Consider the following 20,684-nt stretch of genomic DNA (forward strand, 5'->3'; position numbering starts at 1 on the left):
TGAAAGTAAGGCATACTGCATTTTGATAAAATAGGCAAAGCTGTATGGCGCATAGTGACCATATAGCTTTGCCTAAATAGATTCAGCATGTTCAAGAGTCTTTTTTTCAACCTTCTGGAACATTAGATAATATAGTGCTCCACTAAAAACAGCTAAAGCTCCAAGTAGCGCAAACGTAATCGGATAGCCAAACCACAGTGACATTGGTATTGCAATCGGTGCAATTGTTCGTCCAATCGTATACCTGAGACTTGCAGCTGCAAAATATTGACCGCGCATATGATCAGGAGCAATTTTTGAAACAAACGTTTGTTGAATTCCTGCTGTCATTAGCTCAGCAAAAGTGAATAATCCCATGGCAACAATAAAGACCCATATGGATCCTGAAAGACCAAATGTAATAATTGATAATCCGTAAATAATTGAAGAAAGAATAAAAACATTTCTTTCTTGATACTTGCCCATCCATTTTGTCACACTAATGGTGAATAGTGCTACAAGCAGACCATTTTCTGAAAGAATGACTCCGAATGCTTGCTCGCCGTTTAGTGATAACGACCAGTCCCCTAGTTTAATCATTTCTTGATGGTGGACCATATCCGTAATATAAACAGGGATGATCATATCAAGCTGCATAAAGGTTATGGCTACAAGAACACCAGCGATAATAAAGAGTAAAAAAGTGCTGTCCTTCATGATAATACGATAGTCTTGAATTTGCTGGACTATCGCATAATACCATTTTCCAGATGCTTCGTTGCTCTTGGCTTGAAAAACAGGTGCAGTTTCACGAATTTGTTTGGCCAATAAAAGTGAAAGAAGCATACAAACAATACCTGCAATTAGCAGAACCTCAAATGGATAATGAACATAGAAAATCGCTCCTAAAATTGGACCAATTACTACTGCAATATTAATTGATGTATAAAATATCGCAAACACACTACTACGGTCTTTCTCATCAACAACATCTGCAACCATTGCTTGTGAAGCCGGCCAATAAAAAGCACCAAACACACCAGCGAAAGAAAAACAGATAAACCCGAGGATGGGTAAATCCAGCCACGGTGAATTTGAAAAGGCAAATATAATAAACGCTAATCCTTGTCCAAAGGCTGAAAGAACCATCATTGTTTTTCGACCAAAGCGGTCAGCACAATAACCACCCATTAAATTAGCCAGGACAGAAAAAACTTGAGAAATGATAAGAAATAATCCAGCCTGTTCTTTTCCAAATGCATCAGCAAAATAGATGGTTAGAAAAGGAAAAAACATCCAAAATGTGATGTTCATCAAGGCCTCACCAAATAATCGAATTTTAAGGTTATAATCCCAATCTCGTATTCTCATTGCTGCTACCTCAATTCTAGTAATCTACCGTACTCATAATACTCTTTCGGGTCTCGAAATACAATAGAGTCGTCACAGCCTTTTGCGTTTTAAAAAATCTGAGCAAATTCACTTAAAAAATTTTATGAAATATGGCTTAGATAATGTTCATAAATTCAATAACACTGAAAATTTTAACGCTTTCATTTTACTTTTAGAATAAAATGGCTGTGATGAAGAAATGATTTCTAACATAAACCTTGTACAAAGATAACTTTCTACAGTTTCTAAAACAGGAATTTAAGTGGCCTCTAAAGAAGAGGTTAGAGAGTTTAAAATAAACAATGAGGAGGAGCACTATGAAAAAAATTATTTTTACATTATTGCTTTTGACCGTGTTTATTACTGTAACAGCCTGTGGGAATCAAACTTCAAATGAAAATGAACCAAAGAGTGAAGATTCTAACCAAGTTGAAGATGAAGCTAATAAAGAGGATACATCAAGCTCTGAAGAAGTTGAAAATGATGAACAAACAGAAGAAGAGGCAAAGGAAATCATCATGGAGAAGGCTGATGAAGTTTTGAAGCTTTTAAAGGAGAAAAATGCAAAGGAATTAGCAAATTATGTGCACTTTGAAAAAGGTGTTCTGTTTTCCCCTTATTCATTTGTCGATAAAGAGGCAGTAACATTCGATATAGAAAAAGTTGAAGGATTTTTTGAAGACGCGGAGACTTATACTTGGGGAACTCAAGATGGCAGCGGTGAACCAATTAAGTTAACATCGAGTGATTATTATTCTAAATTCATATATGACAGTAAATATGATCAAGCAGACGAGATTGAGTTTGATCGCAAAGAAGCAAGAGGTAATACGATTAGAAATATTGCTGAGGTATTTCCAAATTCACATTCTGTCGAATACTATGTGAAAGGTACAGAGGAGAATGGGAATATGGATTGGAAGGCGTTAAACCTTGTGTTTGAAAAAGATGCAGAAGGTGAATGGAAGCTTGTAGCGATTGTGCATGATCAGTGGACGATATAATATGTGAAACCACCGCAAAATGTTGACCACGGGTTCGGATTAAGAGTACAAAGCATTAATTAATTAACTAGCCTTTAAGCATTCCAATTAACACATTAATTGGAATGCTTATTTTCACTGATTTAACAAGGTTTAAATAAATTCCACCTGTAAAACATAGGTAAATGGATATTTATGTTGAGATAATGTAATGAGAATCTTTGTACTTAAACTAACTGACAGAGTTGAAGAATGATTGTAATCCAATGCACTCTTAAAAGCCCGTTTTTTTTAAAAAAGGGGGCTCTATTTCTCAGCGTCCAGCTCTGATAGATGCTCTTTGTATTGAAGAAGCATATTTATATACATACTCAGACTCAGTAAAATGACTCTGATATAGTGTCTTTTGAAATGGATTTCGTGTAGCTGCTGCCTTTAGTTTTTGAGGCTTTTCTACTACTGCCCATCTTTTCAAACGACTTTTACATAATTCCTTTATTCTATTAGCCAACGTTGTCTTGTAAGCTTACGAAGGTTCAAGAGTTGAATCCCACGTTTCTTGTATGGCTCTAAATCGTCTTTGTAGTAAAGCTCACTAAGACGATAGGAATCAATGGCATCTGTTTTTACTTTTCGTAAATTAGAACTTTTTTGCTCTGTGAGAGATCAAAGGATTAACAATGATTAATAAATACTGATGTTCCTCTAGAAATTGAACAACTGGTGTATGATAATGTCCAGTCGCTTCTAAAACTACCGAAGGTTGTACATCATGTTTGATACTAAAGCTTCTACGGAAAGGTTTTCCCTAATCAAAAAATGGCTGAACTTCACTTTCCCTTTTTGAAACATCCAGACCAATGACTGGATTCATTTTAAATCTCCTCCTCAAATGTACTTGCCAGTACCCCCTAATTCCTCCTAGTAGTATCATAGCTTCACTTGTTATACGAGATCTCATGTCAGTCCCAAGCAGCCTCAAACATGTTTCTACCAGTAGGGGGTGAACAGTTTAGTTGACGGGATCTAAGTCCAACGGATGCACATAAGGATTTGGTCTTTTTGCTAACTTCTTTATATTGACATTATGTTAACTGGTTTTGTATATGGTATTCATTAGAGACATCGGGAGCTTGTTCGTCTAGCATAAAGTGTTTGCACTTGGTAATAATAAGCAAAAATAAAGTTTCGTTTTGATTTGGAATAATCGAAAGCTTTTTCATACTGAGGAGACAAAATGAGCCAACAAAAAATAAGTGCCCTTCAACTTTTCTATATCATTATTGGATTTGAAGTAGGAAATAAGTTTATTTTCGGAGGAGGCGCACCCGCAAAACAGGACGCCTGGATAACAATCTTATTAGGTATGTTATTCGGATTAATATTAATGTTAATCTATGTGAAATTATCTGACTATTATCCAGGTGACACATTAATTCAAATGATCCCAAAAATCATTGGGAAGTATCTTGCATATCCAATCATTTTATATTATCTCTGTTATTTTACTTTTCTTGCCGCAACTGCCTGCCGAGACTTCAGTGATTTAATATATACAACCATTTTAACGGAGACCCCTATGCCGATTATATCCGTAAGTTTTATGGTGTTAATGATTTATTGTCTCAGGGGTGGTGTTGAGACATTTGCCCGTATGGGAGAAGCAGTCTTTCCCATTTATATTTTCTCACTTATCGTGATTTGGATCCTTTTATTAACTGTTGAAGACTTTAACATGACGAACCTTGCCCCTATATTAGGTAATGGTGTAGAACCGGTATTAAAGGAAGTTTTTCCGTATGCTATTACGTTTCCATTTGGCGAAACAGTCTTAATTACAATGTTTTTTCCAATGCTAAATAAAAAACAGCATGCTAAAAAGGTAGGCATGGCTGTCATTTTGATTGGGGGTATTTTGTTAATCATTAATTCAATGATTAACATTGCAGTTTTAGGACCAGAAATTTATAGTAAGCAATCTTATCCTCTTATGTCTTCAACACGAATGGTTTCTATCGCAGATTTTCTTGAACGATTCGATGTATTAGTTATTTTAATGATGGTGGCAGGTGTGTTTTTTAAGGTTGGAGGGTGGATGTATGGCGTTTCTGTTGGTATTACACAATTATTTAATCTAAAGGATAATCGTTCCACACTGCTTGCAATCGGTACTATAATTATTCCTTTATCATTTTTATATTCAGCTAATTATGTGGAAGCCAGGGAATTGGGTACGAATATTATTCAACCTTATTTACATATACCGTTACAAATTATCATACCAATACTATTGTTATGTATCGCATATATCCGTAGAAAGTTCAATCCTGAAAACTCTTCTGTGTAAAGCTAACTTTATGCTAAATATAATGTGATTAACCTAGTCAATTTGATTGTTAAAACTGATGCGTTTTCAGCTTATAATTGTAATTTTTTACCTTAAAACTGAACCCGTTAAAAGGTTGACCGCGGTGGTTTTTAGTTTGAATTGAATGAAATAGAAGTAAGAAAGTTTTTCACACCCTTCAGTCTTTTTTAATAGGATATAAAAAAGCCTAGAAGGGAGGAGAAGTAGATGTTGCATTGGCTTTTTCAATCAATTCTGATTGTTACTTTAGTCAGTATGCTGGTTGTGTGTTTATTATGCCGTCTTCTTCTTTCACCAAAACGGGTGTCATATGAAAAAACCTATAAGTTAGGGATTCAAAAGGGAGAAATTGATGATAGCATTTTTCATTCGATAATAAAAGAAGAGTTATTTATTCAGTCATATCATGGATATAAGCTTCATGGAATGTTTTTTCCTGTAGAAAAGGGAAAAAAGGTTATCATAATTGCACATGGTATTACATGGTCGTTGTTCGGTAGCTTTAAATATGTAGAAATGTTTCAAAAAAGAGGCTTCCATGTTTTGTTATGTGATCATAGATATCATGGATTAAGCGGTGGGAAATATACATCATATGGTTTTTATGAAAAGGATGACCTAAAAGCATGGATTGATTATTTAACCGAAAAAATGGGGGCAGGGGTATTTATTGGATTATCGGGAGAATCGCTAGGAGCTGCTTCAGCCTTAGAGGCTAGTAAGCGAGATCGTCGTGTGAAATTTTGCATTGCGGATTGTTCGTTTAGTGACTTTCAATCTCTATTAAGATTAAGACTTAAAATGGATACAAAGCTAAGATTATATCCTCTAATTGATTTGGTAAGCTTTTTTGTAAAGCTTCGTCATGGCTGGAGTTTTCCAGATATCTCACCAATAAAGGATCTAGAAAAAACAAAAACTCCGATTCTTTTCATTCACGGTAAAGAAGATTCGTTTATTCCGCTGCAAATGACTTTAGATATGTTTAAACGTAAGAAAGATAATAAAAAGCTATATTTGGTCCCTCGAGCTGGGCACGCTGAGGCTTATAATACAGATCCTAAAGGCTATGAAAAAAAGGTTATTGAATTTATTAAGGACATTGAACAAGCTTGGCTAAAGGAAAATGCCAACTTATTATAAGTTGGCTTTCATATCCCATGAAGTGCCATCAACTCCAATTTTTTTGAAATTAAATCGTTCGTATAGGCGTAAAGCAGGATTCGCTGGGTCAACGCTAAGGGAAACAGCTTTGTACCCATTTATCTTGGCAAGAGTGCATATCTCTTGAATGAGCCTTGTGCCAATACCCTTTCCGCGATATTTGGGTAAAATATCCATACTAAGAATAGGTATATTTTCATTAACATAACCATACGTTTTGTTTTGCTCACTAAAAAGTCTGATCCAAATAGCTCCTACTTTATTGTCGTCAGAATCTATGGCAATGAGAGCATGATCACCATGCCTTCCCCAGTTTTCAACACTATGTGCAAGCTCCGGCTTATCTAAAATACTTCTTGGAGGCCTTACTTCACCTTCACCAACATAAATCGCTTCGTATAACATGTCCCATAAGAAGGTGATATCCTTTTTGGTTGCTTGTCTTATTTTAATATTCATAACATCAGCTCGTTTCCTTTTTAATTACTAATTCTTTATAAGATTTGGAATTCCTTTTTGGAGGTTTAGAAAAGGAGTGGTTTAATTTATATAATCAGCTTGTTCAATCCGGTACCGAATTGAGGGTTATAACCAAGAGAAGATTCAAAAAAGATGAAAATTGGTTCAATAATTATAATAAGTGATTCAATCCTCTTGAAAACGGATTTAATACAACGTTAAGATGGTTCAATCGGTAACAAAATAAGAGGTGTAAAGATAGGTTGAATCAATTATGTAAGAAAAAACCATTAATTACACAACCCTACAAATTTAGATGTGAAAAAATTTAAATGTTTATCCCATACAAGCCCGGGTATAGATCAATATAAAAATAAATTGGAGGTTATGTACAGCATGTCAAAAAAAATCGCCGTATTATTAACAGATTCATTTGAAGATGTAGAGTATACTGATCCAGCCAAAGCATTTAAAGAAGGAGGACATAGCTTAACCGTGATTGAGGAGGTAAAAGGTAAAACGGTAGAAGGCAAACAGGGGAAAGCAAGAGTTGAAATTGATGCTGGAATTGATGATGTCAGCCCAAATCAATTTGATGCATTATTCATTCCTGGTGGATTTTCTCCAGACATATTAAGAGCAGACGAGCGTTATGTAGCTTTTACGAAGGAGTTCATGGATGACAAAAAACCAGTGTTTGCAATCTGTCATGGTCCACAGCTTTTGATTTCATCTGAAACATTAACGGGCCGAGATGTAACAGGCTACAAATCCATTCAGATTGATTTGAAAAATGCAGGAGCAAACTTTCATGACAAAGAGGTAGTCGTTTGTGGAAACCAGCTTGTAACAAGTCGAACTCCTGAGGATCTTCCTGCATTTACAAGAGAAGCTTTGAAATTGATTAATTAACATTTAAACAAACGTTTAATTAACGCCTGAAAGCCATCTAATTAAGCTATTTGTTGGAAATAAAACCCCCTATTGAGCAAGAATTAAGCTCAATAGGGGGTTTTCAATCATTACTTATTTTCGGAATCGTCATTAGGTATTGGATCCACACGATATGCATCATCCGAGCTGACAGAACTTTTTAAGGTGTAAAGAACAAGACCAATTGAAATTACGAGGAATCCGCCTAAACTGATTGTTGCTAACCACCAATTTAACATAAAAACCTCCCCCTTATTCCATTAATATGTAGATAAGGGAGAGGTCAGAATAATAATACTAACCTTTGCGAAGATTTCCTAGTTCTTCAACGATCGCTTGCATTTCATTCGGGCTGAATGAATTTTTTTTCATAACAAGGTCGTAAATATCTTTAAGCTCTTCATACATATTTTCGTCAAAGTGTGAAGGCTTAATTGCACCAAAGTTAAGAACTCGAAGCTTTTCTTTAATTTGCTCGATCATATACTCGACGTTTTCAACAGATTTTTCTGTTAGGTTCAACTTACTTCATTCCTTTCTCGGTATCCACTAGAATTACTGTTATTGTAACATGATTTATTGACAAGCATTCAAAAATTTGTGCAAAAGCCTAAACAACGAGTTACGAGACAGATCCTTCTTTTTCTTGTTTCTTTTCTTCCTTGACTACTGCTAGGAATCTTTTCGTTTCTGCTACAACTACTCCTGATAAGCCAAGGAGTCCAATTAAGTTAGGGAAGGCCATTAGTCCGTTCATAACGTCTGCAATACCCCAAACTATGTCAATGGTTGTTATGGATCCTAAGAATACTGCCAGAACAAATGCATAACGATAATATTTAATAACGGATTCGCTAAAGAGATAGGAGAAGCATTTTTCCCCGTAATAGGACCAGCCTAGTATGGTGGAATAAGCGAAAAATAGCATTCCGATTGCTACAATGATTGAACCTGCTGGGCCGAGGAATTGTTCAAATGTAACTGAGGTAAGGGCATTTCCTTCTGCACCACTTGTATAAAGATCTCCCATAACAATCGTAATACCTGTTATTGAGCATATTAAAATTGTATCGATAAATACTTGAGTCATTGAAACGAGAGCTTGCCTGCCAGGGTAGTCTGTTTTTGCAGCAGCTGCAGCAATTGGTGCTGAACCTAAACCAGCTTCATTCGAGAATACACCACGTGCAACACCCCAGCGGATGACGGAGCCTAGTGCACCACCGGCGACTGCTTCACCTGTAAAAGCATCTGTAAAAATAAGACCAATTGCATCCGGGACAAGGTTAGCATTCATAATTAAAACAATTAATCCGGCAATTAAATAAAATAAAGCCATAATTGGTACGAAGTAGGCAGTTACTCTTCCGATCGATTTTATTCCGCCTAAAATAACTAAAGCAGTAAAGATCGTAATAATGATACCTGTGACAAAAGTAGGTACAGAAAAGGTAGCCTTCATTACACCAGAAACAGAGTTAGATTGAACCATGTTTCCGATCCCAAACGCAGCGACCGCACCAAAAATAGCAAATAGCACACCGAGCCATTTTTGTTTCAATCCATGTTCTAAATAGTACATAGGACCACCGGACATTTCTCCGTTTTTATCCTTCACCCGATATTTTACAGCTAAGATAGCTTCGGAATATTTCGTTGCCATTCCAACTAGTGCAGTAACCCACATCCAGAAGACTGCTCCTGGTCCACCCATTAAGACAGCTGTTGCAACCCCAACAATGTTACCAGTTCCAACTGTTGCGGCCAAGGCAGTCATGAGTGCTTGGAAGTGAGAGATATCTCCTTCTGACTTTTTGTCCTGCTTTTTTGAAAAGGCAAGCTTTAATGAATAAGGCAGCATCCTAAATTGGAGAAAGCCTAGACGGATTGTTAAATATAAACCTGTACCAACCAATAAAATTAGAAGCGGTGGACCCCAAACAAAGCTACTCACATCACCGATGAACGCTTCAAATTGTTCCATAACATCCCCCTAATTGATTGTAATGTGACCTCTTGTCAAGACTGTCCTTTTAGGCCACTTAATGAAGGATATTCTTAGAGTGTAACGTAAATGTCTACAATTTAAAGAATGAATTAGGGAAATCTTAAGAGAAAAATATTATGATTATAAGGAGCTGTCGTTTTTTCTTAATAAAAAATGGGTAGATAAAGATAGGAGGAAATATAATGATAAAGATATTATTTGTTTGCTTAGGAAACATCTGCCGATCACCAATGGCTGAAGCTGTTATGAGACATTTAATCCAAAAGGAAGGATTAGAGAAGGAAATCGTTGTCGACTCTGCTGGAACAGGTGATTGGCATATTGGAAAGCCACCACATGAGGGAACTTGTCATATTTTAAACAAGTACCATATATCTTATGAAGGACAAAAGGCAAGACAAGTAATAGCAGAGGACTTAACTAGCTTCAACTACATTATTGGCATGGATATTGAGAACGTTGGGAATATTAGACGACTAGCAGGGTATGAACAAACAGGTGAAATTGTGCGACTTCTCGATTATCTTGAAGATTATCCTATTGCAGATGTACCCGACCCTTACTACACTGGTAATTTTGAAGAAGTATATGAAATGGTTAGTAAGGCTTGTGAAAATTTGTTAGATGAAATAAAAGCAAAATATCATCTATAAAGGGGAGACAACTTTATGGCAAATGATAATAAGTTGTTAACAGGAATGCTAGTAGGAGCCCTTGTCGGAGCAGCAGTATCACTTTTGGACAAACGTACTCGACAAGATGTTGTTCAGTCCGGAAAAAAGGTCTCTTCTAAAATTAAGGATTATATTGAACAACCTGCAACTTTTGCAAATGATGTAAAGCAAAAAATTGAGGATGTAAAAGATACTGTAAAGGAAGTATCAGAGGATGTAACATTCATTAATGAGAAGGTAAACGAGCTAAAAGAAACAACACCACAAGTAGTAAATATGATTCAAGAAACTAGGGACAGATTCATTCCAAAACGACAACAATCGTGAGGTGAATACATGATAAGTGAAGGCTCGTTTCTAAAGGAATTAATCAAACGATTTACTAGTGATGAAGTGCCTGGGTTATCTGCACAGCTTTCTTATTTTTTCCTTTTGTCGTTGTTTCCATTTCTTATATTTTTGATTACTTTAATTGGATATTTACCAATTTCACAAGAGGATGTACTTGTTAATATTAGGCAGTTTGCACCAGGAGAATCTTTAGAATTAATTGACAGTACCTTAAACCAAATTATAAATAAAAAAAATGGTGGATTACTCTCATTTGGTATTATTGCTACGCTTTGGTCAGCCTCCAATGGAATTAATGCCATAGTAAGAGCTTTTAATAAAGCATATGATGTGGATGAAACTAGATCATTTATTGTTGCGCGTGGTATGGCAATTTTACTGACAGTTGCAATGGTCTTTGTCATTGTTGTTGCGTTATTATTACCTGTGTTTGGTAGGGAAATTGGGTTATTTATCTTTTCGAACTTTGGTTTTTCTGAGGAGTTTTTAACAATATGGAATACTTTACGATGGCTCGTTAGTGGCATCATTTTATTTATTGTCTTTACTGCACTTTACTATGTAGCACCTAATAAGCACCTACATATTAAAGATGGATTACCGGGATCCTTTGCAGCAACGATAGGTTGGATCGTTGTATCCTTGGCTTTTTCTTATTATGTAGGAAACTTTGCAAACTACAGTGCCACATATGGGAGTATAGGTGGTGTTATTGTGTTAATGATCTGGCTATATTTGTCTGGAATGATCATTATCTTAGGTGGAGAGCTAAATGCACTGTTATATAAAAGGAAGCATGCAGCTTAAAAGGTTTCCATTTATTAATTCACATAAAGTCACAACTCCTGTGGAATAGTAATTATTGAAGACAAATAGTCTTTACTTCCATGAAAGCGGGGGATTAAGAATGACAAAACAAACGAAAAAGGGCGGAAGCCACAATAAACAAAATTCAAAACACAAGCCAAAAAATAAGACAAGTGGTAGCGCAAACGGACAAAATGGCTATCATTAAATAACAAAAACGGCTGACAATGGAATACTTCCTAGTCAGCCGTTTTTTTCTATTCAGCAAGCTCGATATAACTGTTATATACTGCGCTATAAATATGTTCGATATCCGCATCTGTCATATAAATAAGTGAGTCTTTGTCAATGTCCTTCATTCTTTCAATAAATTGGATCATATTCTTTCGCTCTTGTCTGTTCATCATTTCAACCAACTCCCTTTATTGTTATGGTACAGTTTATTATTATTAATTGTATTATATAACAGTTGAAACAAAATGTTCAAACATATTTTGTAAATATTGAAAAAAGTTTCGGAATAAAAAGAAGCTGACGGATTGTCAGCTTCGATCTTAATTTGAGAGTGAAACTTTTTCATTCTTCATTTGACTTTGTGAGACTTGGCTAGGTTTAAAGGCCGTAATTGCGATGAAAATCATTAATAACATACTACTAATAATGAGGAAATAGCTAATGTTCTCTGTATACTCGATAAAAACTCCACCAACATAGGGACCTGCTAAGCTACCGACACTAAATGCGACTCCACATAATAAGTTCCCTGTAGGTAATAGATTTTTTGGCATTAGGTCGGTCATATAGCTAATTCCTAGGGAAAAGGTTGAGCCAACGACCATTCCTGCAATAAAAAGACAAATTGTTAATGCGATAACAGACTCTTCAAGAAAACTTGCGGACGTAAAGCTAACGAAGCCAAGGAAAAGTATCGCCATTAAAATCGTTCTTCTTCCAAATTTATCACTGAGTAAACCAAGTGGTAGTTGAAAAACAATTGCTCCTATGGCAAATGAAAATAATAAGATAGAAATACTAGAAACTTCTAGTCCGATTCTTAATCCATAGATAGGAAAGCTTCCATTCAGTGATGATTCCAAAAAACCGTAACCAAGAGGAGGTAAAAATGCCACCCAACCATATTTAAGAGCATTTCGAAATCGTTTCATCGTTTCATTTATTGAATTTACTTCAATTGTTTGTTCAGGAAAATCATTTTTTAACAGGAATATTAAAAGCCATCCGATAAAGCAAAGTACAGAAGATACAATAAATGGTAATGTCTCATGTAAGTGTAATAAAGGAGTCATTAATGGTCCCATTGAAAAACCAATTCCAAAGAATAAGCCATAAAGAGATATGTTTCTTCCACGTTTATTTTCTGGTGAAAAAGATGTAATCCATGTTTGTGTCCCGAAATGTAAGGCATGATCACCAATTCCAATCAAAAGACGGAGAATGAACCAAAACCAAAATGAATTCCAAATTGGAAATAACCCAAGTGACACGGCAACTAATAGTCCGCCAAGGAGAATAATTGGTTTAAAGCCAAATTTTCGAAGAGGATATTCCATAAAAGGTGATACTAAAAGTATACCAATATATAATGCAGTTGCGTTCAAGCCGTTTAACGCAGATGAAACGCCATTGTTTTCAAAAATAACTGCAATTAAAGGAAGTAGCATTCCTTGGCTAAATCCTGATATACCAACAATCGATATCAGTATCCAAAATCTCATGCGCTGTTTATTCATTGTAGTTACCCCTGTTTCTAAAAATATAGGTTACCATCTGAATAGTATAATGAAATAAGAAAGATTACAAGAAACAAAAGAATCAACAAACTTTCCTATAAAAAATTTTTCATATACAATTATGTTAAAAAAGCAGGAGTGAATAGTGTGGAATTTAAAATGAAGGAAGTCGGCTTTCATACAACAACAGAATATGGCGAATTGCATGTAGCTGGAGATGAGGCTTATGGTTACCGTCCTTATCAGCTTATGGTAGCCTCAATCGCCGTATGTAGTGGTGGTGTTTTGAGAAAGATATTAACGAAAAAAAGAATTGAAATAGATGATATGACGATCTCAACAAAGGTTGAACGTATTGAAGCAGAAGCAAATCGAATTGAAAAAATACATATCCATTACCGTATTAAGGGAAACAATTTAAACCCTAATAAGATCCAACAGTCAATTGAACTAGCAAGTAAAAATTGTCCAATGGCTCAATCAGTTAAGGAAAGTATTAAGATTGAAGAAACGTTTGAACTAATTTAAGGCTACTCCGTTATAGGGACTGAACCATTCCTCTTTAGATGGTCAGTCCCTTTCATTTCTTCCTCGATTAATTCTTTGGATAAATTTCTTATTTATTCCATAAAATATCATGACAAACTGTTTACACATAAAATTTTATATTGGTTAATAAATACTTAAAAGGATATTACTTCCTGTATAGACGAAAACAATTATAATACAACTTAAAGTGCAAATGTTACATCAATCGTATTTATAGGTTTTTAAATTATGTAGAAAAGGTATTGTCTCAATTGTAGAAAAGTATCATTTTAAATGTGAGGATAGGTGAATCTATTGGTAAATCGAATTTTTACGCTTGTTGTTTTAATTGGTATTCCACTTTCAGTTTTAGGGAGCATATTTCACTGGCCCTCAGTAGTTATGTTTGGTGTTTATTGCCTAACAATTATTGCCCTCGCTGGTTTTATGGGTAGAGCAACAGAAAGTTTGGCAATCGTAACAGGTCCGAGGGTCGGCGGATTGTTAAATGCAACGTTTGGAAATGCTGTTGAGTTAATTATTTCAATTTTTGCTTTAAAAGCTGGGTTAGTGGGGGTTGTGTTAGCTTCCTTGACTGGTTCTGTATTAGGGAACCTTCTTTTAGTAGCTGGCTTAAGTTTTTTTGTTGGTGGATTGAAATTTAAGCGCCAGGAGTTTAATGTTTATGATGCTCGTCATAATTCAGGACTTTTAATGTTCGCGGTAATTGTTGCATTTGTTATTCCTGAAGTATTTGCGATGGATATGAACGAAACAAAAACGTTATCACTGAGTATAGGGATTTCTGTCATTCTAATTATTCTTTATTTAGCTGCATTGTTCTTCAAGCTTGTTACACATCGTGGAGTGTATCAGCATAAGACAGATCTTGTTGAAGAACATGAGGAACCAGAATGGTCAAAGATGAAGGCCCTTGTTATTTTATTGCTTTCAACAGTTGCAGTAGCATACGTATCTGAAAATCTTGTCCATACGTTTGAATCGGTTGGTGAGAAGTTTGGATGGTCAGAGTTATTTATTGGTGTTATCATTGTAGCGATTGTTGGAAATGCAGCAGAACATGCATCTGCAATTATTATGGCCTATAAAAATAAGATGAACATTGCTGTAGAAATTGCTGTTGGATCAACATTGCAAGTAGCAATGTTTGTTGCTCCAGTATTAGTGTTAATTTCACTTTTTTTTCCTCAAAATATGCCGCTAGTCTTCACGTTACCAGAATTGATCTCTATGGTTACAGCTGTACTATTAACGATTTCGATAACAAATGATGGAGATACAAACTGGTTTGAAGGTGCAACACTATTAGCAGCTTATATCATTATGGGGATTGGATTTTATCTACTATAGAAATGTTAATGCTACTAAATGATTATGTGAATAACCATATTGAGAAAGAAGTGTGAATCAATAAGATTTTCACTTCTTTTTTATTTGTGCAGCCACTTTAGGAATTTAAGGTGAAAAACAAGATTACTGCTTGTCATTTGTTTACATAATGCTGATAGATTTGGATAATTAAGCAATATTTACTGTGGATTTGTAGAAGGATATGATAGTATTAGAAGATAAAAAGAGACTCTGTGCAAATGCACAGAGTCTTACAATGTGTAGGACGAAACAGATAACTAGAGATATTGGTAACGCTTGCAAAAAAACATTGCCAAATTACTAGGTGATAATCTTTCGTATGATATTATCATACATCATTTTATAAGGTTTGTAAATATTCTGTTTATTTATTTGAATAACATGTCTTAAAGTAAAATGCTACGCATAATGTATAGCATTTGCAAGAAAGGAAACTGATGATGAAAATAAGAATTTTATTTTATTTAATTGGCCTTTTTTTAATGGGGTTTGGAGTAACTTTAACAATTAAAGCTGATCTCGGCGCAGGAGCATGGGATGCATTGAACGTTGGACTTTCTACTAAAATAGGACTAACAGTTGGTAGTTGGGTCATTATTATAGGAATTGTCTTAATGTTTTTAAATGCATTTATTGTGCGTGGGAAGCCTAAGCTACTTGCGTTAGCAACAATTTTACTAATTGGATTTTCAGTTGATTTTTGGTTGTTGGTTGTATTGGAGAATTTTCAATTTGAGTTGCTTATATATAAAGTTTTTTCACTCATAGGTGGTATTGTCTTTATTGCAATTGGTGTAGCGATGTACCTTCAAACTAAATTCCCTGCAAATCCTATTGATCAATTAATGATTTCATTACATGAAAGGTTTCATTTAAACTTCATGGTGTCTAAAACAATAGGTGAGGTATGTGCGTTAATACTAGCATTTTTCCTACAAGGCCCAATTGGAATAGGGACGATTATTATTACATTCCTCATCGGACCTATTATTCAATATATTAACATTCCAGTATCAAAAAGATATGAAATGTTACTCAAAAGATAAAAAAATTGGATAAACAAATTCACACTTGAAAACACTAATGGTAAGCATTTTGAAAGGAGTAGAAAGTATGAAAAAATGGTTGCTCGTTTCTCTAGTATTGCTTTTATCATTTAGTTTTTCAAGTGCTGTTCTAGCAGAGGGAAAACAACAAAAGCCAAAGATTCCAAGTTCGGTTATGGAGATATCAAAGGAAAATACGTATCCGAATCCAACACAGGATTTGCCATATCTTCAACCAAGTGAGCTAACTAAAAGCTTAATTGATACGTCAGATGTTCCAATTGAAAACCCCGATTTAATCAGGATCCTAAATGAGACGACGATTTCCGATGCTCCTCTTGCATTTGGATATCGCGCAACGATATTTTTAGGACAATGGGCGCTAAATTACGAATCCACTGAAACTGCAACAAATTGGGAATATCAAAAAATTAATACAAACTATCAAGATAATCGTGGTGGGAAATCACCTGTTCAGGTACATTATAAGCAGGAAGCACAGAAGTCTATTAAAGGTGGACTAACTGCAAAAGTACCTGAGTCGGAGCATGTGAAAAAAATGATGCTCTTAAAGGCGATGCAGAAAACAAATCTGCCACTTTCATTTGAGACGATTATTGGTGCTGGAACGAAAAAGGACCAAGTATATAATATTCCATCAAAAAAACTTGGCTATTTATATGCATATGCGCCTGCAGTTAATGAAAAAGGAAAAGTAACATATGGAGAAGTTTACTTAGTGCTAAAAGGAAACAAAAAAAGCATTGTTGTAAAAAATATTACCTCACAAGGAATTGGTGCTTGGATTCCATTGCAAGACCATGCATCTTTTGGTTTTGTGACATCAGACCGACCTAGATAAAAACAAAAAGGAGATCAATGCGCAGTGCGTGTTGGTCTTTTTAATAGGCTTTTTATGCAAAAATCGTATCTTTTAATGTCTATATGGTTAAGGAGTGCAAGAGAGTGTATAGAGTTATTTTCTTTGTCATTATTATGGCAATACTTTTTCCAAATATAATAGTAGCTGGAGGTATATCCGAACTAAAGGATCTTAAAATTGCGTTTATACGTGATGGTGATTTGTGGACATTGGTTAATGGGGAAGAAAAACAAATTACGAATACAGGGAGAGTTTATCCAACTCTTCAATGGTCACATGATGGAACCTGGCTAGCATATCAAATTGAAAACTCTTCTGAAGCACAAGATAATGGACAACAGGTTGAAGTATGGGCTTATCATATTGAATCTGGTGTAAAGAAGAAAATTTTTTATGATGGATATTCTCCTTCATGGTCACCAAGTAAAAATGTCATAGCTTTTAATGCAAAGGGTATATTAAATATTTCAAATTTTAAACGATTTTATAATATGGCAACTGGTGTTGACAGTTACACCTGGTTACCTGATGGAAGTGGATTTTTACTTTCGTCTGCGGGAGTACTCCGACCAGATGGGTGGACAAGTGCGATTCTTTATACTAAAAAGGTAAATGAGTCTTACGATGATATTATTTTATTTGGTGGAGTAGATCATTTTTTTACTCTTCCAAAAGAGATTGGCATTAATAAAAAGAAAATCATTGCTATATATGCCGATAATTTTGAATTCTCACCTAGTAACAAGTGGATTTCCTTCATTGTTTCACCAACAGCTTCCTGGTCGATGGATAGCAATATGCTTTGTGTCATTTCAAGAGAAGGGGAAAAATTTGAAGTATTAGATGAAGTAATCTTTGGAGTTGGTGAACCAAAATGGGCACCAACAAAAGATATCATCGCCTATATTGCTGGAGGCGGTAGAATTGTATTTGGTTTTAAAGATAAAGACTTGAAGATTAAGGAAATGCCAGTATCAGGCTCACTTACCCCGCAAAATTACACAGAGCTAGATTTCACATGGATTAATGACCATTCAATTGTTACTTCCAGAGTAAAAGAAAAGGAGTGGTCAAATGACTTTAATGAGCATCCATTACCTTCTCTGTATTCAGTAAATATTGATAATAACAAGCAGGAGAGAATATCCAAGCCACCAGTGGGCTTTGGCGATTATAATCCAATGAGTATTCAATCTGCTAAAAAGCTCATTTGGTTTAGAGGGAAGTCAATAACCGATGAGAATCGCGATATATGGATTTCAGATACGAATGGTGCCAATGCTAAAAAGTGGTTGGAAAATATTGATGTGATTACACTTTACGATGAATAGAGTAGGTAAATAAAACAATAGAACTGAATCATTTTCGGATTCAGTTCTTATTTATTTCACTAATCATCTTGAGCTAGAGTCTTCATGTTGATTCAGTAAGATTTGCTCCTCCGCAAGACCAATTTTTTCATCATAGAGTGTTTGGGCAATTATCTTTCTTGCTTCTTTAGCAGTACTCCAATAGGCTTGATCATCAACAAGTCCAGTAATCGTATATTCATATCCACGATATCCTGAATTTAATGAAGTTATTCCGTATAGTTGAAAGGGCTCAATGACACAATCCTCTTGATCTCGCTTTAAGCAGTGGTCATATTCTTGATTAATTTTTACACATGCCTTCTCAAGGACAGACCATACTTTTTCAGGATTTTCTCGAAACCTTACAATCACTCGTTCAATTACCCTCATTCTGTCGATATTATAATTTTGGATTTGTTTAATTTCCCCGTTACTAATGGTAAGAAGCTTTCCACTCCATTCACGTACCTTTAAAGAGCGAAGGCCAATTTCTTCAACTGTCCCATTAAACGTATTATTAATTGTGATAAAGTCACCTTGATGAATCTGTTTTTCATAGATGAAAAACAATCCGGCTAGAATATCCTTTATAAGGCTTTGTGCACCAAAACCAATGATAATTCCAGCAACCCCAGCACCAGCGATAATTGAGCCAAAGTTATCAACAAATTGAGAAACTACATACAAAATAAAACTAATTGAGGCTGTATACTTAGTTAAAGACCGGATCATACTCTCAATTGTTTTTTCTTTTCGTTCTTCAATAAAGTTTGTCTTTTGGAAAAATTTACCGATAATAATATTTATGAGAAAAACACTAATCCATAAAATAACGGCAACAAGTAAAATATGAAAGACTTTCAAATCCATGAGTTCCTTTAATTGCTCCATTTGGTCACCTTATATATTTGATTTTCGTGTAGAAAAATCAACATCTTGATAATAGCTATTCTTTACAAGTATATTTGGTCCTAGACATTTTACTTCAGGACAATGGCAATTAAGCGACTTCGCTAATTTAGACTCCATCCACTTATCGTATGCAGATTGGAGTGTATTATCTTGAATATTACCTAATGCAGGTGCATCACCAAAGTCAGTAACGATAATACTTCCATCGAAAATATTAACATTAAGACGTGAACGGCCGTCAGGGTCATTTCGAACCGTTACGTTTTTACTTTGACGAAGGCGATTAATTAATTCTAAATCAACCTGCTCATTACTGCATGCATAAAACGGTAATGTTCCAAATAGCATCCAAACATTTTCATCACGGATATCTAATAAATGATGAATTGCATTTCGCATTTCTGATAAGGATAGCGTTTCTAAGCTACTTGCAAAATCGCTTGGATACATAGGATGGATTTCATGGCGCTGACAAAGCATCTCTTCAACGATTTGTTTATGGATCTTTTCTATATAGGGGAGTGTCCGCTTATTAAGCATTGTTTCAGCTGATACAATCACACCTGCTTTAACGAGAGCGCGGCTATTTTCGATCATTCTTTCAAATAATGCAGCTCTTTGCTGATAAGTTGGTTTTCGATCCATTACAGCAAATCCAACCTCTACAAACTCTTCGATCGTTCCCCAATTATGAGAAATATGTAATACATCTAAGTAAGGAATGATTTTTTCATATCGCTTTAAGTCAAGTGTTAAATTTGAATTTATTTGTGTACGCACTCCACGTTCATGGGCATACTTCAAAAGAGGAACAACGTATTGCTCAACTGATTTTAACGAGAGCATCGGTTCTCCACCGGTAATGCTTAAAGAACGGAGTGTAGGTACTTCATCTAATCTTTTTAATAGAAGCTCAAGTGGCAGAGCGTTAGGATCCTTAGGTTGTAATGTATAGCCAACAGCACAATGCTCACAACGCATATTGCATAGTGTAGTAGTTGTGAACTCAATATTTGTCAACGACATTTTTCCATATTGCTCAACATCTAAGTAAGCTTCCCATGGGTCAAATGAAGTTGAAATTTGTTTTAAAGATTTTATAGCATTCATGAGGATACTCCTTTATTTATAGCATAACAACCATTTTATCATGAACCCTATTCGTTATCATAGGTGGGAGTTGGAAATATGGTTGTCAAAAAATTACGTTTAAGCTACGATTAAATTATCTGAAAGGAGAGATAAGATGGGTAACGCAGTTCAAGATAAAGATTCACAACTATCTTATTTAAAAAATCGCTTAAATATGTTTTTAGAAGTACTTGACTCAATGGATCCTGAATCTACAGATGTAGATGATATAGATCGTTTATTACAAATGCTTGATGACCTTGAATTTAAGCATGATCAGTTTAAAAAGGGTTGGGAAAAATAAGTGGGAGAGCTGGACACAATTGTGCCGGCTCTTTTTTATTTGGTGGAGAGATTTTCGAGAAAGGTGTAGTTTATTGTGGAACGGTCGATATCTTAGTTAAGCTGAAAGCGCTTTGAATACATCTTTTCAACAAATATGGGAAGGAGTATAATAAAAATTGAGAGAAAAGACCGAAAGTTAACAAAACTGAAAATGAGACTAAATAAAGAAGCAGTTCATCGTTCACTGACAAAATGTCGTGACGCTTGCTGTTCTATAAGGGGAGAA

22 protein-coding genes and 1 pseudogene are annotated in these 20,684 nt (G+C 35.1%); 13 read left to right on the forward strand and 10 right to left on the reverse strand.

Annotation, left to right across the window (positions count from 1 at the left end; translation table 11 throughout):
- Positions 1–72: 72 nt before the first annotated feature.
- Positions 73–1,350, reverse strand: coding sequence for an MDR family MFS transporter (locus HUW50_RS11685; protein ID WP_066328177.1), 1,278 nt, complete (start codon positions 1,348–1,350; stop codon positions 73–75).
- Positions 1,351–1,688: 338 nt separating this feature from the next.
- Here HUW50_RS11685 and HUW50_RS11690 point away from each other — a divergent pair, with 338 nt between their 5' ends.
- Complete coding sequence (locus HUW50_RS11690; protein WP_185653934.1) at positions 1,689–2,375, forward strand: hypothetical protein; 687 nt, start codon at positions 1,689–1,691, stop codon at positions 2,373–2,375.
- 291 nt (positions 2,376–2,666) lie between these two features.
- On the opposite strand, the pseudogene HUW50_RS11695 reads toward HUW50_RS11690, so the two are convergent.
- Positions 2,667–3,228 (reverse strand): annotated as a pseudogene (locus HUW50_RS11695) (IS110 family transposase); the annotation flags it as partial.
- Between the two features lie 363 nt (positions 3,229–3,591).
- Here HUW50_RS11695 and HUW50_RS11700 point away from each other — a divergent pair.
- Positions 3,592–4,701 carry a GerAB/ArcD/ProY family transporter gene (locus HUW50_RS11700; RefSeq protein ID WP_066328180.1) on the forward strand — a complete coding sequence of 370 codons (1,110 nt, stop codon included), beginning with the start codon at positions 3,592–3,594 and terminating at the stop codon, positions 4,699–4,701.
- 228 nt (positions 4,702–4,929) lie between these two features.
- Complete coding sequence (locus HUW50_RS11705) at positions 4,930–5,865, forward strand: alpha/beta hydrolase (protein WP_066328190.1); 936 nt, start codon at positions 4,930–4,932, stop codon at positions 5,863–5,865.
- Here the strand turns inward: HUW50_RS11705 and HUW50_RS11710 are convergent.
- Positions 5,860–6,345, reverse strand: coding sequence for a GNAT family N-acetyltransferase (locus HUW50_RS11710; protein ID WP_185653935.1), 486 nt, complete (start codon positions 6,343–6,345; stop codon positions 5,860–5,862). The genes HUW50_RS11705 and HUW50_RS11710 overlap by 6 nt on opposite strands.
- 396 nt (positions 6,346–6,741) lie before the next feature.
- Between HUW50_RS11710 and HUW50_RS11715 the strand changes: the two genes are divergently transcribed.
- Complete coding sequence (locus tag HUW50_RS11715; RefSeq protein ID WP_066328194.1) at positions 6,742–7,257, forward strand: type 1 glutamine amidotransferase domain-containing protein; 516 nt, start codon at positions 6,742–6,744, stop codon at positions 7,255–7,257.
- 110 nt (positions 7,258–7,367) lie between these two features.
- Here the strand turns inward: HUW50_RS11715 and HUW50_RS11720 are convergent, their stop codons facing one another.
- The 3 genes from HUW50_RS11720 to HUW50_RS11730 form a co-directional block, all read right to left on the reverse strand.
- Positions 7,368–7,517 carry a hypothetical protein gene (locus HUW50_RS11720; protein WP_157094307.1) on the reverse strand — a complete coding sequence of 50 codons (150 nt, stop codon included), beginning with the start codon at positions 7,515–7,517 and terminating at the stop codon, positions 7,368–7,370.
- Between the two features lie 58 nt (positions 7,518–7,575).
- On the reverse strand, positions 7,576–7,800 hold the full coding sequence (locus HUW50_RS11725; RefSeq protein ID WP_066328204.1) for a DUF1128 domain-containing protein: 225 nt from the start codon (positions 7,798–7,800) through the stop codon (positions 7,576–7,578).
- Positions 7,801–7,900: 100 nt separating this feature from the next.
- Positions 7,901–9,262 carry an alanine/glycine:cation symporter family protein gene (locus HUW50_RS11730; protein WP_066328206.1) on the reverse strand — a complete coding sequence of 454 codons (1,362 nt, stop codon included), beginning with the start codon at positions 9,260–9,262 and terminating at the stop codon, positions 7,901–7,903.
- Positions 9,263–9,468: 206 nt separating this feature from the next.
- Between HUW50_RS11730 and HUW50_RS11735 the strand changes: the two genes are divergently transcribed.
- Genes HUW50_RS11735 through HUW50_RS11745 form a run of 3 tightly spaced genes read left to right on the forward strand, consistent with a single transcriptional unit; the run spans position 9,469 to position 11,118 of the window.
- Positions 9,469–9,939 carry a low molecular weight protein-tyrosine-phosphatase gene (locus HUW50_RS11735; protein WP_066328208.1) on the forward strand — a complete coding sequence of 157 codons (471 nt, stop codon included), beginning with the start codon at positions 9,469–9,471 and terminating at the stop codon, positions 9,937–9,939.
- Between the two features lie 15 nt (positions 9,940–9,954).
- Positions 9,955–10,287, forward strand: a complete 333-nt coding sequence (locus tag HUW50_RS11740; protein ID WP_066328209.1) for a YtxH domain-containing protein — start codon at positions 9,955–9,957, stop codon at positions 10,285–10,287.
- Between the two features lie 9 nt (positions 10,288–10,296).
- On the forward strand, positions 10,297–11,118 hold the full coding sequence (locus HUW50_RS11745) for a YihY/virulence factor BrkB family protein (protein WP_066328214.1): 822 nt from the start codon (positions 10,297–10,299) through the stop codon (positions 11,116–11,118).
- 257 nt (positions 11,119–11,375) lie between these two features.
- Here the strand turns inward: HUW50_RS11745 and HUW50_RS11750 are convergent, their stop codons facing one another.
- Positions 11,376–11,522, reverse strand: a complete 147-nt coding sequence (locus HUW50_RS11750) for a BH0509 family protein (protein ID WP_066328473.1) — start codon at positions 11,520–11,522, stop codon at positions 11,376–11,378.
- A gap of 150 nt (positions 11,523–11,672) precedes the next feature.
- Positions 11,673–12,869, reverse strand: coding sequence for an MFS transporter (locus HUW50_RS11755; protein ID WP_066328215.1), 1,197 nt, complete (start codon positions 12,867–12,869; stop codon positions 11,673–11,675).
- Positions 12,870–13,016: 147 nt separating this feature from the next.
- Between HUW50_RS11755 and HUW50_RS11760 the strand changes: the two genes are divergently transcribed.
- From HUW50_RS11760 to HUW50_RS11780, 5 genes are all read left to right on the forward strand, one after another.
- Positions 13,017–13,397: an OsmC family protein gene (locus HUW50_RS11760; protein ID WP_066328220.1), complete on the forward strand. Its 381-nt coding sequence runs from the start codon at positions 13,017–13,019 to the stop codon at positions 13,395–13,397.
- 315 nt (positions 13,398–13,712) lie between these two features.
- Positions 13,713–14,768, forward strand: a complete 1,056-nt coding sequence (cax, locus tag HUW50_RS11765; protein ID WP_066328227.1) for a calcium/proton exchanger — start codon at positions 13,713–13,715, stop codon at positions 14,766–14,768.
- Between the two features lie 458 nt (positions 14,769–15,226).
- Positions 15,227–15,835 carry a YczE/YyaS/YitT family protein gene (locus HUW50_RS11770; RefSeq protein ID WP_311774048.1) on the forward strand — a complete coding sequence of 203 codons (609 nt, stop codon included), beginning with the start codon at positions 15,227–15,229 and terminating at the stop codon, positions 15,833–15,835.
- A gap of 67 nt (positions 15,836–15,902) precedes the next feature.
- Positions 15,903–16,697, forward strand: a complete 795-nt coding sequence (locus tag HUW50_RS11775) for a YfkD famly protein (protein ID WP_185653936.1) — start codon at positions 15,903–15,905, stop codon at positions 16,695–16,697.
- Positions 16,698–16,801: 104 nt separating this feature from the next.
- Positions 16,802–18,049 carry a TolB family protein gene (locus HUW50_RS11780; protein ID WP_083964485.1) on the forward strand — a complete coding sequence of 416 codons (1,248 nt, stop codon included), beginning with the start codon at positions 16,802–16,804 and terminating at the stop codon, positions 18,047–18,049.
- Between the two features lie 63 nt (positions 18,050–18,112).
- Here the strand turns inward: HUW50_RS11780 and HUW50_RS11785 are convergent, their stop codons facing one another.
- Together HUW50_RS11785 and yfkAB are read right to left on the reverse strand one after the other, a co-directional pair.
- The gene (locus HUW50_RS11785; protein WP_066328240.1) at positions 18,113–18,961 is read right to left on the reverse strand and encodes a mechanosensitive ion channel family protein; all 849 of its coding nucleotides are present in this window, start codon (positions 18,959–18,961) and stop codon (positions 18,113–18,115) included.
- A gap of 9 nt (positions 18,962–18,970) precedes the next feature.
- Positions 18,971–20,092 carry a radical SAM/CxCxxxxC motif protein YfkAB gene (gene yfkAB / locus HUW50_RS11790; protein ID WP_066328241.1) on the reverse strand — a complete coding sequence of 374 codons (1,122 nt, stop codon included), beginning with the start codon at positions 20,090–20,092 and terminating at the stop codon, positions 18,971–18,973.
- Positions 20,093–20,228: 136 nt separating this feature from the next.
- Between yfkAB and HUW50_RS11795 the strand changes: the two genes are divergently transcribed.
- Positions 20,229–20,417, forward strand: a complete 189-nt coding sequence (locus tag HUW50_RS11795; protein WP_066328242.1) for an SE1561 family protein — start codon at positions 20,229–20,231, stop codon at positions 20,415–20,417.
- The last annotated feature ends 267 nt before the right edge of the window (positions 20,418–20,684 follow it).

It is taken from the genome of Metabacillus sp. KUDC1714, assembly GCF_014217835.1.
GTDB classification, from domain to species: Bacteria; Bacillota; Bacilli; order Bacillales; family Bacillaceae; genus Metabacillus; species Metabacillus rhizosphaerae.